This is a genomic window from Gordonia sp. YY1 (assembly GCF_009872315.1).
In the GTDB taxonomy this organism is placed as follows: Bacteria; Actinomycetota; Actinomycetes; order Mycobacteriales; family Mycobacteriaceae; genus Gordonia; species Gordonia amicalis.
On the sequence record NZ_WXYI01000006.1, the window covers coordinates 21655 to 37279 of the forward strand.

At 67.2% G+C, this 15625-nt stretch carries 14 protein-coding genes; 6 read left to right on the plus strand and 8 right to left on the minus strand.

Going from position 1 to position 15625, the window contains the following annotated elements:
• Positions 1 to 104 precede the first annotated feature (104 nt).
• Positions 105 to 941 carry a fibronectin type III domain-containing protein gene (locus BPODLACK_RS10170; RefSeq protein ID WP_096274622.1) on the minus strand — a complete coding sequence of 279 codons (837 nt, stop codon included), beginning with the start codon at positions 939 to 941 and terminating at the stop codon, positions 105 to 107.
• Positions 941 to 2833, minus strand: a complete 1893-nt coding sequence (locus tag BPODLACK_RS10175) for a serine/threonine-protein kinase (RefSeq protein WP_096275013.1) — start codon at positions 2831 to 2833, stop codon at positions 941 to 943. Before BPODLACK_RS10175 ends, BPODLACK_RS10170 begins: the two co-directional genes overlap by 1 nt.
• Before the next feature lie 119 nt (positions 2834 to 2952).
• Here BPODLACK_RS10175 and BPODLACK_RS10180 point away from each other — a divergent pair, with 119 nt between their 5' ends.
• The 6 genes from BPODLACK_RS10180 to BPODLACK_RS23305 all read left to right on the plus strand — a co-directional run bounded on the left by BPODLACK_RS10180 (position 2953) and on the right by BPODLACK_RS23305 (position 9561).
• Positions 2953 to 3507, plus strand: a complete 555-nt coding sequence (locus tag BPODLACK_RS10180) for a nuclear transport factor 2 family protein (RefSeq protein ID WP_006436962.1) — start codon at positions 2953 to 2955, stop codon at positions 3505 to 3507.
• A gap of 335 nt (positions 3508 to 3842) precedes the next feature.
• On the plus strand, positions 3843 to 4835 hold the full coding sequence (locus BPODLACK_RS10185) for an acyl-ACP desaturase (protein ID WP_006436963.1): 993 nt from the start codon (positions 3843 to 3845) through the stop codon (positions 4833 to 4835).
• Between the two features lie 74 nt (positions 4836 to 4909).
• Positions 4910 to 6037: a tRNA dihydrouridine synthase DusB gene (dusB, locus tag BPODLACK_RS10190; protein ID WP_255219194.1), complete on the plus strand. Its 1128-nt coding sequence runs from the start codon at positions 4910 to 4912 to the stop codon at positions 6035 to 6037.
• A 176-nt stretch (positions 6038 to 6213) separates the two neighbouring features.
• Entirely contained in the window at positions 6214 to 8478 is a 2265-nt protein-coding gene (locus BPODLACK_RS10195) for an LCP family protein (protein ID WP_096274624.1), read from the plus strand.
• A gap of 105 nt (positions 8479 to 8583) precedes the next feature.
• The gene (gene phoU / locus BPODLACK_RS10200; protein ID WP_096274625.1) at positions 8584 to 9246 is read left to right on the plus strand and encodes a phosphate signaling complex protein PhoU; all 663 of its coding nucleotides are present in this window, start codon (positions 8584 to 8586) and stop codon (positions 9244 to 9246) included.
• Between the two features lie 165 nt (positions 9247 to 9411).
• Entirely contained in the window at positions 9412 to 9561 is a 150-nt protein-coding gene (locus tag BPODLACK_RS23305; RefSeq protein ID WP_191834514.1) for a hypothetical protein, read from the plus strand.
• Between the two features lie 64 nt (positions 9562 to 9625).
• Here the strand turns inward: BPODLACK_RS23305 and pstB are convergent, their stop codons facing one another.
• The 6 genes from pstB to BPODLACK_RS10230 form a co-directional block, all read right to left on the minus strand.
• Positions 9626 to 10402 carry a phosphate ABC transporter ATP-binding protein PstB gene (pstB, locus tag BPODLACK_RS10205; RefSeq protein WP_096274626.1) on the minus strand — a complete coding sequence of 259 codons (777 nt, stop codon included), beginning with the start codon at positions 10400 to 10402 and terminating at the stop codon, positions 9626 to 9628.
• A 66-nt stretch (positions 10403 to 10468) separates the two neighbouring features.
• The gene (gene pstA, locus BPODLACK_RS10210; RefSeq protein ID WP_096274627.1) at positions 10469 to 11368 is read right to left on the minus strand and encodes a phosphate ABC transporter permease PstA; all 900 of its coding nucleotides are present in this window, start codon (positions 11366 to 11368) and stop codon (positions 10469 to 10471) included.
• A gap of 2 nt (positions 11369 to 11370) precedes the next feature.
• Positions 11371 to 12402 carry a phosphate ABC transporter permease subunit PstC gene (gene pstC / locus BPODLACK_RS10215; RefSeq protein ID WP_096274628.1) on the minus strand — a complete coding sequence of 344 codons (1032 nt, stop codon included), beginning with the start codon at positions 12400 to 12402 and terminating at the stop codon, positions 11371 to 11373.
• Positions 12403 to 12558: 156 nt separating this feature from the next.
• Positions 12559 to 13632 (minus strand): phosphate ABC transporter substrate-binding protein PstS, encoded by a 1074-nt coding sequence (gene pstS, locus BPODLACK_RS10220; RefSeq protein ID WP_096274629.1) that lies wholly within the window; start codon positions 13630 to 13632, stop codon positions 12559 to 12561.
• 268 nt (positions 13633 to 13900) lie between these two features.
• Positions 13901 to 14782: a mycothiol synthase gene (gene mshD / locus BPODLACK_RS10225; RefSeq protein ID WP_006436972.1), complete on the minus strand. Its 882-nt coding sequence runs from the start codon at positions 14780 to 14782 to the stop codon at positions 13901 to 13903.
• 4 nt (positions 14783 to 14786) lie between these two features.
• Positions 14787 to 15590 (minus strand): winged helix-turn-helix domain-containing protein, encoded by an 804-nt coding sequence (locus BPODLACK_RS10230; RefSeq protein WP_024499783.1) that lies wholly within the window; start codon positions 15588 to 15590, stop codon positions 14787 to 14789.
• Positions 15591 to 15625 lie beyond the last annotated feature (35 nt).

The window sequence follows — 15625 nt, forward strand, 5'->3', positions numbered from 1 at the left end:
CCGCACCCGAAAGCCCCCACGCCATCATGCCGCACGCCGGAGACTCCGGAAGCGTGTTCGTCCCAGTCGATCGACCAGGTTGTCCTCCACCGCCCGGACAGGACTCAGATCGGCATCGAATCGACCATCTGGAGGACGTTCTGGGCCGGGGTCTCCAGCACCACGATCATCGCCAGTTCCCGAGCCGGGTCGTCGGTGATCTTGAAGACGCCGCGACCGTTCTCGTCGATGAGGCCGGTGCCGTGCTTCCACCGCACCGGCCGCGAGGTCGCCGACGAGCGGGAGTACTCGGCGTTGAGGGCGTCCTTGGAGGCGAACCAGAACACGCCGAACGGGCGGTCGACCGCCCCCGCGGCGCATCGCACCACGAACACGGTGCGCACCTTGCCGTTTCCGGTCTCCGACGGGCCGACCTCGTCGCGGCCGCCGGCGTACCTACGGACGCACTCGGCGTTGCCCCATCTCGCGGCGGTGTCCGGGGTCTGTGGGAGGAGCTCGGGGAACTGCGCCACGAGCGGCGCGAAGACCCCCCAGGTCGCGCCAGTGCGTACGGACTGCGACGGGCTCGGCGGCGAGACGGTGTCGCCGTCCAGCGCGGCCACCCGGTAGGTGTGTTCGCCTGCGGGCACCGAGGCGTCGACGACCTCGGTCTCCGTACCGCGGTACACGACTATCCCGTCGTCGCGGACGAGCTGATAGCCCGTCGCACCCGGCACCGCATCCCAGGTCGCGACGAGGCGTCCGGTTCCGGCGTCGAGTTTCAGGCCGGTCGGTGCATCCGGCACGTCGACGCTGGTGAGCGCACGTACCGAGAAGAAGGAGCCGACGGCGAGCAGCACCGCGGCGACGACGATCGCCGCGATCGTCCACGGCCGCACGGTCGGTGAGTTCGGCGGGGTGGTGGGCGGGCCCGCGGGTGGGGTGGTCACAGGTTGTGCCATCAGATCGGCAGCCTCTTCAGCAGATCGGCCGCAGCGGCAGCCGGTTTGCCGGGCACCACGACCCACACGACCGACTTGGCGCGGTCGCCGGTGTCATGGGCGAGGATGGCCTGCCCCTGATCACGCTGCTTGTCCGAGAGGTACAGCGTCCCCGTGAAACCCTGCGCCGTTGTGTAACCGGTGCCGCGCAGATTGTAGGCGGTCACGTCCGCCGCCGCCCGCGCCTCCTCGGGTGTGTCGTACACGTCGACGATCACCTGGTAGTCCGCATTCTTCGCCTCGTCGTCGCGGTAACGGGTGCACCACACGGTGCGCTTGGAGGACTCGAACGCGAGGTCGCCGTCCTCGCCCCAGCACCGCATGCCGTCGAAACCGTTGGTGCTCAACGGAGATGCCGGCACGAGGTCGTGGTAGAGGTCGGCGATGGGTTGAAGTTCGCCCCAGGTCATGAAGACGTCGACAGCCTCTGAGTTGCGGGAGAACTCCGAGGTCCGGCCGTCCTCGTCCTGCGCAGCGACCTGGTAGGTGTACGTACCCGGAATCGGGCGCGGTGCGGTGAATTTCGTATCGGGACCGGAGTAGATGACCTCGTGGTTCTGGGTGACGACGTAGTCGGTCGCGTCGTCGACGTGACCCCAGGACAGTTCGACGGCGGTCGTCGTCACCTCGGCGTCGGGTGCGTTCGGGGTCTCCAGTGTCCCCGCCGAGGTGCTCACGAATCCGGCACCGGCGCCGAGGATTCCGGCGATCAGCGCGACCGCCGCCCCGATCGCGACGACCGTGGCGCCACCTCCACGCCGGACGGGCCGGGCCGGTTCCGCGGCATGTGTGGGCTCCCATCCGTGCAGGGTCTCGGTCGAGACCATCGGCGGCCCCAGCCGCTCCCGGGCGGTCGGATCGGTCGCCCGATCACGGTACGCCGCAGATGAAGTCGGATCTCCGGCGGCAGGCATGCCCGGAGCCGACCCCGAAGAACCCGGAGACGCATGGGGATCCGGCTGCATACGCGGCCCGACGAGGGTCTGACGGGTGTCGAAGGCATCGTGCAGGGCGTCGGCGAACTCGCCGGCGGTCGGGTACCTGTCGTCTGGGTTCTTGGCCATCGCCCGAGCGAGGACCGCGTCGACCGCGGCCGGGAGCGCCCCATTGCGACTGCTCGCCGGCGGCGGCTCGTGGTACATGTGCGCGGTCATCAGGCCGTGCAGCGACGTCGCATCGAAAGGCGGTGCGCCGGTGAGGAGTTCGAAGGCGGTGGCGCCGAGCGAATAGATGTCGCTACGGGGGTCGACGCGTCGGCCCTCGATCTGCTCGGGCGACGCGTAATGCATCGTCCCGATCGTGATGCCGGTCCCGGTCAGGTTCGTCACCTCGTCGAGCACCTGCGCGATGCCGAAGTCGGTGACCTTGACGGCCTCGGGTGTGAGGGAGCCGGTGTTTCCGGGACGGTCGCCGCCGAGACCCGGGGTGACGAGGATGTTCGCCGGTTTGATGTCGCGGTGCATGATCCCGCGACGGTGCGCGGCGTCGAGCCCGGCGGCCACGCCGCGGACGATCGTGCACGCCAGCCGAGGGTCGAGGGGCGCGTCGGCCGCGAGCATCCGCGCGACGTCGACACCGGGCACGTACTCCATCGCGATCCAGAGCTGACCCTCGAAGACCCCCCGGTCGTAGACGGTGACGACATTGGGGTGGTGTAGCGGCGCGACGATGTCCGCCTCCCGCTCGAACCGGGCGCGGAACACCGGATCGGTGGCGTGTCCCGACCGCAGGACCTTGAGTGCATCCGACCGCGGCAGCCGCGGGTGGGCCGCCTTGTAGACGTCGCCCATGCCACCGCGTCCGAGCACGTCAAGGACGCGGTACCCCGCGATCAGGTCCCCTACCTGGTACATGACGTCCTCACCGATACCCCGTGCACCCGCGGCTTCGGGCGGATGCATAGGCACCGAATGCTACCGAGTGTCACCAAACCCCGGCCGGGTACACCGTCCGAACCCTACGATCGGCGTCGATGGAATCCACCGAGAAACTTCCCGACGCCCCGGGCGGGGCCTTCAGCGCGACCGAACTCGACGAGGCGTTCGCCGAATTCCAGCGCACGGTCGCCGAGGTCGCGGTCAGCGGTGACTGGGACCGCTACGCCGACATGTTCACCGAGGACGCCGACTTCGTCGAGCACGCGCTGGGGACGCTGCGCGGCCGCGAGGAGATCCGCGCCTGGGCCTGGCGCACGATGACCGCCTTCCCCGGAAGTCACATGACGGGCTTCCCGTCGCTGTGGCACGTGGTCGACGCCCCGACCGGTCGGGTGATCTGCGAGGTCGACAACCCGATGCGCGATCCGGGGGACCAGAGCCTCATCACCGCCACGAACATCACCATCCTCACCTATGCGGGCGACGGTCTGTGGAGCCGCGAGGAGGATGTCTACAACCCGATGGAGTTCGGCCGGGCAGCGATGCGGTGGTGTGAGAAAGCCCGCGAACACGGCAATCTCGATGAGCCCGCCGCCACGTGGATGGAGACCAGCGGCGCCTTCTTCGCCCGGTCCCACAAGAAGGGCTGACGCCGGGAAAAATCCCCGCCGACCTGCGACGAGGCGACCGAACCGATCGCCCAGGACAACCGTGACCGACACCACCGTGCACGGTCGTAACGTCGGCACCATACGGACACGACAGTGTCACAGACGGACTTGGGACCCGATCGCAAGTGCCGTAGGCTAGGGCTTTGACCAGTGGAGGAGGGCTGCGCAGTCGCGCGTCCGAGACCACCCAAGGTCCGCCCGGGTGGGCGTGACCCGCCCACGACGACGCCGCTATCCCACTCGCGGCACCGTCGCGAGGCAAGAAAAGACGACACACGTACGACATACGCGGACACCCTTCGGAGGACATCTATATGGCACGCGAGCTGACGCAACTCGAGCTTCTCAAGGAACTCGCCCCGGTTGCCGAGGAGAACGTCAACCGTCACCTCAAGACCGCCAAGGACTGGAACCCGCACGACTATGTCCCGTGGGACGAGGGTCGCAACTTCGCGGCGCTCGGCGGCGTCGACTACGACCCCGAGCAGTCGCAGCTCGACGAGGTCGCCAAGGCCGCGATGATCACCAACCTGCTGACCGAGGACAACCTCCCATCGTACCACCGCGTCATCGCCGACAACTTCTCGATGGACTCCGCCTGGGGCCACTGGGTCGGTCGCTGGACCGCCGAGGAGAACCGCCACGGCATCGTCATGCGCGACTACCTCGTCGTCACCCGCGGTGTCGATCCGGTCGCCCTCGAAGAGGCGCGGATGATCCACATGACGAACGGCTACGACCCGATGCTGGCGACCGCCGGTCGCGTCGACGAACTCGAGGAGCACGCCGACGAACTCGGCCTGCTGCACTCGGTCGCATACGTGACCTTCCAGGAACTCGCGACCCGCGTCAGCCACCGCAACACCGGCAAGGCCTGCAAGGACCCGATCGCGGACAAGATGCTGCAGCGCATCGCGGCCGACGAGAACCTGCACATGATCTTCTACCGCAACATCTGCGGTGCGGGCTTCGACATCTCCCCCGACCAGACGCTGCGCGCGGTCACCGACATCGTGACCAACTTCCAGATGCCCGGCGCCGGAATGCCGAACTTCCGCCGCCACGGCGTCCTGATGGCCAAGCACGGCATCTACGACCTTCGCCAGCACCTCGAAGAGGTCGTCATGCCGGTTCTGCGCAAGTGGAACGTCTTCGAGCGCGACGACTTCACCGCCGAGGGCGAGAAGACCCGTGAGGAGCTCGCCGCCTTCCTCGAGCAGCTCGAGAAGGACACCATCCGCTTCGAGGAGATGCGCGACCGTTCGCTCGCCCGCGAGGCCAAGAAGCGGGAGCAGCGGGCATCCTGAGCACGACCCTCTCCAGCAGCCCGGCGCCTTCGACCTCCGAAGGCGCCGGTTCTGCGTCCCCGGCCAAGCTCCGCATCGGCTCCATCGAGCTGGCGAGCCCCGTCGTCCTCGCGCCGATGGCGGGTGTCACCAACGTCGCATTCCGCACGCTGTGCCGCGAACTCGAGCTCGCCCGCACCGGGACCGTCTCCGGTCTGTACGTCTGCGAGATGGTGACCGCCCGCGCCCTCGTCGAACGTCATCCGGTCACGATGCACATGACGACCTTCGGACCCGACGAGAGTCCGCGATCGATGCAGCTGTACACCGTTGACCCGGAGTACACGTACCAGGCGGCGAAGATGATCGTCGACGAGAACCTCGCCGATCACATCGACATGAACTTCGGCTGCCCGGTACCCAAGGTGACGCGCAAGGGCGGTGGCTCGGCCATCCCCTACAAGCGGACGCTGTTCCGCAAGATCGTCGCGGCCGCCGTCCGTGCGACCGAGGGCACCGACATCCCGGTCACGGTCAAGTTCCGCATCGGCATCGACGACGACCACCGCACGCATCTCGACGCGGGGCGCATCGCCGCCGAGGAGGGTGCCGCCGCGGTCGCCCTGCACGCCCGGACCGCGTCGCAGCGCTATTCCGGCGAAGCCGACTGGGATGAGATCGCCCGCCTCAAGGAGCACGTCACCTCGGTGCCGGTGCTGGGCAACGGCGACATCTTCGAACCAGCGGACGCGGTGGCGATGATGAACCGGACCGGGTGTGACGGAGTCGTCGTCGGCCGCGGCTGCCTCGGACGCCCCTGGTTGTTCGCCGAACTCGCCGCCGAACTCAACGGATTCGAGGCACCCAGTCCCCCGAACCTGGGCGAGGTCGCCGAGATCATGGTCCGGCACTGCCAGCTCCTCGTCGACCACCACGGCGAGATGAAGGGCTGCCGCGAGATCCGCAAACATGTGGCGTGGTACCTGCGGGGATTCCCGGCCGGCTCGGAGATCCGTCGGCGGATGGCGCTCGTCGGCAGCGTCGACGAGCTGCGCGAACTGCTGTCCGAACTGCCTGCCGACGCACCGTTCCCGAGTGACGGTCATGGCCCGCGCGGCCGCCAGGGTTCGCCGGCGAAGGTCGCCCTGCCCGACGGCTGGCTCGACGATCCCGACGAGGACGTCGTGCCCGCCGGTGCGGAGATCATGCACTCCGGCGGCTGACACGTTCTGCGAAAACCGTCACAACGACGGTCCGGCTGAGTTCGATTCTCAGGTGCGATCAGTAATATGGCGCGAAGGTCCCGGCCACCCGGGGCCCTGCGTGCGTGCGTGCCGCGTCGATCAGCCCCGACGCGCGGTCATGCGCATTCGAGACCTACGGGGTAGAGGAACGTGCATTGAGTCGGACATCGGGACCGGACGAACCGGAGGCGGGAGACGAGGCCAACCGGTCTCGTCGTGGCCGTCGTGCCGGGCGTCCCGACGATGCCAACGACCGCCGTCCGCCGGTGGACCCCGGCGCTCGGGACGCCTCGCCGCCGGGAGCGCACCCGAGTCTCCGCGAGCCGCGTTCCAGTGATCGCTTCGTCCGCGGGCGGACCCGACTGACCGTCCGCGAGCTCATGGAGCAGATGAACGCGGAGGAACCCCGGACGCCCCCGGCCGACTCCCCCCGCCGCGGACGCTCCCGCGCCGGTGCGCCCGACCAGGCACCCCCGCCCGGCCCTTACGCGAACATCCCGCCGACGACCCGCAGCCGGTCCCGCCGCTTCAACCCGGCGCAGCCCGATCAGGTCCGGCCCCCTCGTCCTCCGCTCGGACGGAGCGACCAGAGCCAGCCCGCGGCCGACGATCGTCCCACCGAGATCCACCGCTTCGACAACGACGTCACCCAGAAGATCCCCACGATCGGTGACAAACCCGGCGAGCCCGCACCCGACCTGTCGGACCGCGCCACCGCCCAGCGCGCCTTCGAGGAGTCGCGTGCCCAGGACGCGCTGGTACCCCCGGCCGCGACCACGCCGGACGAACCGCCGACCCCTCGCGAACCGCTCGAACGAACCCCCGACCTGACCGGTCCACTCCAACTCCGCCAGGCGCCCCGCCACCACCCGGGGCGCGGCGGCGACCGTCGCGGTGCACTCGTCCGAAAGACCACCGCCACCGGACGCATCCTGGTGGCCATCGCATGTGTGACCGCCCTGGTCGGCACCGGTTTCGTCTGGAACTACCTGCAGTCGTGGAACGGCAACTGGCGCAATGTCACCGCCGTCGACGCCGAAGACAAGAACATCCGCAACAAGGACGCCCAAAACGGCGACGAGACCTACCTGATCGTCGGCACCGACACGCGTGGCGGCAAGAACGCGAAGGTGGGTGCGGGCACCACCGCCGATGCCGAGGGCGCCCGTTCCGACACCGTCATCCTGGTCAACGTCCCGGCCAACCGTGAACGCGTCGTCGCGGTGTCCTTCCCACGCGACCTCCAGGTGGACCAGCCCGCATGCAACTCGTGGGACAACGAGACCGGCAAGTACGGCGCGGAGATGCCGGCACAGAGCGGCGTGAAGCTGAACAGCGTCTACTTCTACGGCGGCCCGCAGTGCCTCGTCCGGGTGCTGACCCAGATGAGCGGCCTCAACATCAACCACTTCATCGGCATGGACTTCTACGGCTTCGAGCAGGTCGTACGGACGATCGGTGGTGTCGAGGTGTGCTCGACGGTGCCACTCTACGACTACGAGCTCGGCAACATCCTCCGCAAACCCGGCAAACAGAAGCTCACCGGGCGCAGGGCCCTCAACTATGTCCGCGCCCGCAACATCGCCTCCGAGGGCAACGGCGACTACGGTCGCATCAAGCGTCAGCAGCTGTTCATGTCGTCGTTGCTGCGTTCGACGCTGTCGGGCAACGTGCTGGCGAACCCCAACAAGCTCAACAGCATCGTCAACACGTTCATCAAGTACAGCTACGTCGACGGCGTCGACACCCAGTCGCTGATCAACCTCGCCGAGTCGATGCAGGGCATCGAGGCCGGTCGCGTCTCGTTCCTGACCATCCCCACCTCCGGCACGACCACCGACGGTTCCAACAATGAGATCCCACGCACCGACGACGTCGATGCGATCTTCAACGCGATCATCGACGACCTGCCGTTGCCCGGCGAGAAGGTCGAGAAGAAGAAGCCGACGTCCAAGGCGCCCTCGCGAGCTCCGAGTTCGAGGAACTCGACGGAGACCCCCGGACGGATCAACGCCACCGCGCAGAATCCCGGCAACATCGGTATCCGCGTGCTCAACGGGACCAGCACCACCGGTCTCGCCGCCGAGGTGTCCGACCAGTTGAAGCCGTACGGCTTCGACGTCCGCGGTGTGGCCGACGCCTCGGAGAGCCGGGACGACACCGTCGTGCGGTACGGCACCGGACAGCAGAACGCGGCCGCCACGCTGGCCGCCATGTTCCCCGGCGCCGAGATCCAGCTCGACCGGACGGTCAAATCGGGGGTCGAACTCATCCTCGGGTCCGACTTCACCGGCGAGCTGGGATCGGTGCCCGACGCCGGGGCCACGGTGAACGTCGAGCAGCTCGCGCCGGCCGAGAACACCGGTGATCTGCCCAACGATCTCGCCGTCACCAACGCGGGCGACACGACCTGTACCTAGCACGATCGTCCGGATGAGACGACGACGACGTCACCGCGCCGGTCGTTCACGCTGCGTTCATCGCCCGTGAGCGAAGAAGACCGTTCCCCGACGTACCCTGGGTACATGCGTACTGCCTACCAAGAGCAACTCGAGGAGCTGACCAACGTCCTGGGTGAAATGTGTGAACTCGCGGGTACCGCGATGTCGCGTGCCACCCAGGCGCTCCTGCAGGCCGACCTCGCCGTTGCCGAAGAGGTCATCGGCGACAGCGAACGGATGGCACAGTTGTCGGCCCGCGCCGAGGAACAGTCCTTCGCTCTCCTCGCTCTCCAGGCCCCGGTCGCCGGCGACCTCCGCGGAGTCGTCAGTGGTTTCCAGATCGTCGCCGACGCCGACCGGATGGGTGCCCTCGCCCTCCACGTGGCCAAGGTCGCCCGTCGTCGCCACCCGGCAAAGGCCCTCCCTGAGGAGGTCAACGGCTACTTCGCGGAGATGGGCCGGCTCGCGGTGACCCTTGCCAAGAATGCGCATGAGGTCTTGGTGACCCACGACCCGCAGGCCGCGCTGCGCTTGCAGGAGGACGACGACGCGATGGACGATCTCCACCGCCACCTGTTCACCGTCCTGATGGACCGCGAATGGCAGCACGGCGTCGCCGCGGCGGTGGATGTGACCCTGCTCGGTCGCTACTACGAACGCTTCGCAGATCATGCCGTGCTGATCGGTCGCCGGGTGGTGTTCACCGCCACCGGCAAGACCCCCGAACAGTTCCAGAACATCGGGTGATCTTCCTCGCTCACCCTTCTCGGGGAGCGAGGGCACACATTTCGAGAGGCCGAGGATTCAGTTGGATGAACTGAACTCGGCCTCTCTTCATGTCAGGAACATCTGGCGCGCTTTGCGCCCGGGAACGATTTCACAGCTGCACATGTCCCCGTTATGGTGGCGGACATGGGCCAGAATCAGCCGATCGAACCCGATTTCAATGCGATGACCGACGAGGCAGCCGCGGCAGCCGCCCACCGACGGCAGATATTCACCTATCTCGGCGTCATCGCATCGCTCACCGCTCTGCTGGTCATTCTCCTGATCAACATGTGAGCAGCAAACAAACAGGGCCCCTCCCGTCAACGGGAAGAGCCCTGTTCGGAAGGTTGGCGCTGCGTCAGCCGAAGCGCCCCGAGATGTAGTCCTCGGTCTCCTTCTTCGTCGGATTCGAGAACATCGTCTCGGTGTCGCTGATCTCGACCAGCTGTCCGGGCTGACCGACACCCTCGAGATTGAAGAATGCGGTCTGGTCGCTGACGCGGGCGGCCTGCTGCATGTTGTGGGTCACGATGACGATCGTGTACTCCTTCTTGAGCTCACCCATCAGATCCTCGATGGCCAGCGTCGAGATCGGGTCGAGCGCCGAGCACGGCTCGTCCATCAGCAGCACGTCCGGGGAGACCGCGATGGCCCGCGCGATACAGAGCCGCTGCTGCTGGCCGCCGGAGAGCCCGCCGCCGGGCTTGTCGAGACGGTCTTTGACCTCTTCCCAGAGGTTCGCGCCGCGCAGACTGCGCTCGGCGACCTCGTCGAGCTCGGCCCTGTTGCGCACGCCCTGGAGGCGCAGGCCGGCGACGACGTTGTCGCGAATGGACATCGTCGGGAACGGGTTGGGTCGCTGGAACACCATGCCGATCGTGGCGCGCACGCTCACCGGATCGACGTTGCGGCCGTAGATGTCCTCGCCGTCGAGCAGCACGCTGCCCTCGGCGTAGGCGCCGGGGGTGACCTCGTGCATCCGGTTCAGGGTGCGCAGGACCGTCGACTTGCCGCAGCCCGACGGGCCGATGAAGGCGGTGATGCAGCGCGGCGGCACCTCGAGGGTCACGTCCTTCACCGCATGGAAGTCGCCGTAGTAGATGTTCAGGTCTTTGATGTCGAGGCGCTTTGCCATGACGTTGTCCGTTTCTCAGTGTCGACCCGTTCACCGGGCCGGGGGTGGTCTCAGAGTCGCCGAGACTCAGGATGTCTTGGGTGCGAAGATCTTCGAGACGACCTTGGCCCCGACGTAGACGATGGCCACGAGGATGACCAGGCACAGGGCCGCCCCCCAGACCTTGTCGAAGACACCTGGCCCGTTGTTGTACTGCTGAACCATCATCAGCGGCAGTGATTCCTGGTTGCCCTCGAAGGGATTCCAGTTCATCGCGCGCGTCGAGCCGACGAGGATGAGCACGGGCGCCGATTCCCCCATCACGCGGGCGATGGCCAGCATCACGCCGGTCACGATGCCCGAGAGGGCCGTCGGCAGCACGATCTTCACGATGGTCTTCCACTTCGGGATACCCAGCGCATACGACGCCTCGCGCAGATCCTGCGGGACGATCTTGAGCATCTCCTCGGTGGCACGGACCACGAGCGGCACCATGAGCAGCACCAGCGCGATGGCCACCACGAACCCCGAGCGGGGCAGTCCGAGGCTGGTGCGCCACACCGCATAGACGAACAGGGCCGCGACGATCGACGGAACTCCGGAGAGGATGTCGACCATGAAGGTGGTGACCCGGGCGAGCAGCGACTTCTTGGTGGCGTACTCGACGAGGTAGATGGCCACGAAGATGCCGAGCGGGATCGAGATCACGGCGGCCAGTGCGGTCTGCATCAGCGTTCCGACGATGGCGTTAGCCGCGCCGCCCTTGCGCTCGGGCAGGGTCCACCAGTCGATGTCGAGCAGTGGTTCGATGCCGCGGATGACCAGCGTGGCGACCAGCCACACGAGCGGGACCAAGGCGATGAGGAGTGCGGCGATGACCGAGGTCCGGACGATGTGATCGGTCAGGCGCCGACGCTTCGCGAGCGGGGCGAAGCCGGTCGGCTTCTTGACCGGGTCGGCCGATCGTGAGGGCGTTGTGACGGTCATGGTCACTTCTTTCCGGCGACGACCGCACGGGCCGCGGCGTTGACGATGAAGGTCAGGACGAAGAGGGTGAGTCCGGCGGAGATGTAGGCGCCGGTCTTGCCCGGTGAGTCGAACTCGGCGGCGTTGTTGGCGATCTTGGTCGCGAAGGTCTCGCCGCTCTCCATGAGGTTGAAGTTCATCGGGCCGGCGGTGGAGATGATCAGCAGCAGCGCCATCGTCTCTCCGAGCGCGCGACCGAGGCCGAGCATCGAACCGGAGATGTAGCCGGAGAAGCCGAAGGGCAGCACCGCCAGCTTGACGACCTCGAACTTCGTCGCGCCCAGGGCGAGAGCGGCCTCACGGTGCCCCTTGGGCGTCTGCATGAAGACCTCACGGGTGACCGCGGTGATGATCGGCAGGATCATGACCGCGAGCACGATGCCCGCGGTGAGCAGCGTGCCACCGGTGGACATGTTCGCGACCTGGGTGGGCTGCTGGAAGAACGGCAGGAAACCGAGGTGGCCGACGAGCCACTCGTTCACCGGCACCAGCGCGGGGCCGAGGACGAGGATGCCCCACAAGCCGTACACGATCGAGGGCACCGCGGCGAGCAGGTCGACGGTGTACGTGATCGGTCCGACGAGGCGCTTGGGGGCGTACTCGGTGAGGAAGATCGAGATCCCGAGCGCGACCGGCATCGCGATGAGCAGGGCGATGACGGAGACGACGACCGTCGCGTAGAACAGCTGTGGGATGCCGAACGCGAGTTGGTTGCCGCTGGTGATCCAGTCACCGGTGTAGGTGAAGAAGTTCTCCTCGTTCTTGGCCAGCGACGGGATGGCCTGCGCCAGGAGGAATAGCGCGATGAGCCCGATGACGAGCGAGACGACGAAGCCCGAACCGACCGCCAGGTTGCGGAACACCTGGTCGGCCACACGGTGACGCGCCCCGGAGTGCAGGTTGCTGGGTGTGGCGCCGTCGGGCGACGACTCGGGAAGGCTCGTCCCATCCGAATCCGGCGGGATCGCACCACTTTCTTTGCTCAGCGACGTCATGCGTCCCTCTTGTGCTTCCGCTCTGGTCATTGGGGCCACTTCCCGGTCCACTGCTCACAGTCCGTGCGACACACGAAGAGTCGTGTCAGTGTGTCAACCGCACATGCGGGGCCGCAATTCCTGGCGGCCCCGCATGCACTGTTCCGTTGTGTCACGTCAGGCGTTGCCGCTGCCGGCAAGCGCGTCGATGCTGCCCTGCAGCTTGGCCTTGAAGTTCTGCGGCACCGGCACGTAGCCGATCTCCGCGAGACCGGTCTGGCCGTCGCCGAGGATCTTCGTGAACGCATCCTTCAGGGTGGCACTGGTGGCCTCGTCGGAGTAACCGGCCGAACAGACGATGCTGTACGGCGTCAGCAACAGCGGGTAGGCACCCGGGGTCTTCGACGCGAACAGCGCGTCGGTGTCGACGACGAGGTCCTTGCTGGCCGGGTTCTTGAACTCCAGCGCGTCGAGGGCCTTGCCGGCACTCTCCGCGTTCAGCTCGACCGGACCCGCTCCGAAGTCGATGTCGGCGACACCGAGCTTGTTCTCGGTCGCGAAGCCCCACTCCACGTAGCTGATCGAGCCGGGGGTCTTCTTGACCGTGTCACCGACACCGGTCGACTTCGACGCGCCCGAACCGACGTTCTTGGGAGCGAATTCCTTGCTGTGCTCATACGGCCAGTCGTTGGTCGCCGAGTTCTGCAGGAACCGCTGGAAGTTGTCGGTCGTGCCCGAGCTGTCGGAGCGGTAGACCGGGACGATGTCGCCGCCCGGCAGCTGCGCGCCCGGGTTGAGTGCGGCGATCGCCGGATCGTTCCACTTGGTGATCTTGCCGTTGAAGATCTTGGCGATGACGGCGGGATTGAGCTTGAGGTCGTCGACGCCCTCGAGGTTGTAGGCGACCGCAACCGGTCCGACGACCATCGGCAGATGCCAGGCGTCGTTGCCGTTGCAGCGATCCTTGGCCTTGGTGATCTCGTCGCCCTTCAGGGCCGAGTCCGAACCCGCGAAGTCGACGTCGCCGGCGATGAACTTCTTGATGCCGTCACCGGAGCCGCTGCCGGTGTAGTCGAGGACGATGTCGCTGTCGTCCGAGAGGATCTGACTGAAGTGCTCCATGGCCTTCTGCTGGGCGGTGGAACCCTCGCCACTCACCGTCTGAGTGTCTCCCCCACCACACGCCGTCACCAGGGTCAATGCCGCGATCGCCGACACCGCCGCCAGAGCGCCGTTCCGCTTGATTCTCACCGCAGGTGTTGCCTTTCCGTATCGTGCTCCGTCCCGAGGCCCGGGTGTCCGGAGTGTCCGAAAAGGAAAGCTAGGCGCGCCGGGTTGCCGAATCCCCGACAGAAGGTGAACGGAAGGTGAACCACCCGAGGCGGTCAGGTGCGAATGGCGTGCCGCGACCTCCGGGACCGGATGGAAGTGATCTACGCAACGCAGGTGTCCTTACTTGGCGGGAGCCACACATCGGCGACATCGTCGGGGCGATGCGGACCGCGCTCAGCCGCGGGCTTCACCCGTAGGCGACATCGACGGCATACCTGGTGAAGCCCAGGCGTTCATACGTGCGCAAGGCCGCCGTGTTGTCGCCTTCCACGTAGAGGTTGATCTCGGCGACACCGCGCCGTGCGAGGTGGTGGAGTCCGGCAAGCGTCAGCAGCTTCCCGAGCCCGCGCCCCTGCGCCTGCGGATCGACACCGACGATGTACACCTCGCCGAGATCGGCATCGTGCTGTTTGGTCCAGTGGAAACCCAGGAGCCGTGCCGGATCCTCGGCGTCGAAGGCGAGGAACAGACCTTCGGGATCGAACCAGTCGGCCGCGACCCGCTCGGCGATCTGATCGAGCTCCCAGCCGCCCTGTTCGGGATGCCAGTCGAAGGCGGCGTTGTTGACGCGCAGGATCTCTGCATCGTCGTCCGACCCGGCATAGGTCCGGAGTGTGAGACCCGGATCGACGACGAGTTCGGGGAGCTCGTGTCCCTCACCGACCGGGCGCCGTAGTTGCAGGAGTTCGCGCCGCTTCTGCAGTCCCATCGCCGATGCGAGCGCGACTGCACCGGGCAGATCGCCGTGCGCCCACACCCGGGCCGGGAGCCCTTCCTGCTTCGCCGCGGCGAAAGCGGCGTCGAGCAGCGAGCGTCCCAGTCCCTCGCGCCGCCGCTCGGGGTCGACGACCGCCTCGATCATCGACGGCTCGCCGTCCCGACCGGGCACGACGTTGGCGTAGGCACCTGTGGACCACACGTGGATGACCGGCGAATCCGCGTCGGTGTCAATCGCTTTGACCGCCTCGTCCGAGAGCGGAGCGACGCCGTCGGCAGAGGTCGCCGCACGCACCATGCGACGTGCCTCGGCGACGACCTCCGCGGGGGCGGCACCTCGTCGTACCTGCATTCGGTCAGTTTCCGGCGCTGGCACTGAACTCCTCGTCGAAGGTATCCGGACCGTGGAGGGTGTCGTCGAACTCGCCCGGATCAACTTCCGGGGCAACGTCTTCCGGCACTTCCTCGACCTCGGCCTGGGCCGCCCGACCGCGCGTGGGCCGCACCGCCTTGTATCCGACGTTGCGGACCGTGCCGATCAGCGATTCGTGTTCGCTGCCGAGCTTGGCGCGCAGACGGCGCACGTGCACGTCGACCGTGCGCGTACCGCCGAAGAAGTCGTACCCCCACACCTCCTGCAGCAGCTGAGCGCGCGTGAACACACGACCTGCGTTCTGCGCCAGGTACTTCAGGAGTTCGAATTCCTTGTAAGTCAGATCGAGGGGACGTCCACGCAGTCGCGCGGTATACGTCCCCTCGTCGATGACCAGCTCCCCGAGCGTGACCTTCCCCGACGTCTCCTCGGCGGCCACTCCGCGGGTGCGCACCACCAGCAGGCGCAACCGCGCGTCGAGTTCCGCCGGTCCCGTGCCCGGGAGCAGGAATTCGTCGATGCCCCAGTCCGCATTGACCGCGACCAATCCGCCCTCGGTCAGCACGGCCGCCACCGGCACCGAGGAGCCGGTGCTACCCAGCAGCCGGCACAGTCCTCGTGCCGCCGCCAGATCCGCGCGTGCGTCGACCAGGGCCACGTCCGCGTTGCCCGCCTCCATGAGTGAGGAAACCTCCGTCGGGGCGACACGCACGTTGTGAGCGAGCAGCGACAGCGACGGCAGGACCGACTCCGGATTGGGATCGGCCGTCAACAACAAGAGATCCACCTAGCACTCCGATCTCGTTCGTCCCCGTCCCAGAC

Excerpts from the sequence above, each read along its gene's own strand:
- BPODLACK_RS10170 (WP_096274622.1), bottom strand. The coding sequence starts at position 941 with ATGGCACAACCTGTGACCACCCCACCCGCGGGCCCGCCCACCACCCCG.
- BPODLACK_RS10175 (WP_096275013.1), bottom strand. The coding sequence starts at position 2,833 with ATGTACCAGGTAGGGGACCTGATCGCGGGGTACCGCGTCCTTGACGTG.
- BPODLACK_RS10180 (WP_006436962.1), top strand. The coding sequence starts at position 2,953 with ATGGAATCCACCGAGAAACTTCCCGACGCCCCGGGCGGGGCCTTCAGC.
- BPODLACK_RS10185 (WP_006436963.1), top strand. The coding sequence starts at position 3,843 with ATGGCACGCGAGCTGACGCAACTCGAGCTTCTCAAGGAACTCGCCCCG.
- phoU (WP_096274625.1), top strand. The coding sequence starts at position 8,584 with ATGCGTACTGCCTACCAAGAGCAACTCGAGGAGCTGACCAACGTCCTG.
- BPODLACK_RS23305 (WP_191834514.1), top strand. The coding sequence starts at position 9,412 with ATGGGCCAGAATCAGCCGATCGAACCCGATTTCAATGCGATGACCGAC.
- pstB (WP_096274626.1), bottom strand. The coding sequence starts at position 10,402 with ATGGCAAAGCGCCTCGACATCAAAGACCTGAACATCTACTACGGCGAC.
- pstA (WP_096274627.1), bottom strand. The coding sequence starts at position 11,368 with ATGACCGTCACAACGCCCTCACGATCGGCCGACCCGGTCAAGAAGCCG.
- pstC (WP_096274628.1), bottom strand. The coding sequence starts at position 12,402 with ATGACGTCGCTGAGCAAAGAAAGTGGTGCGATCCCGCCGGATTCGGAT.
- mshD (WP_006436972.1), bottom strand. The coding sequence starts at position 14,782 with ATGCAGGTACGACGAGGTGCCGCCCCCGCGGAGGTCGTCGCCGAGGCA.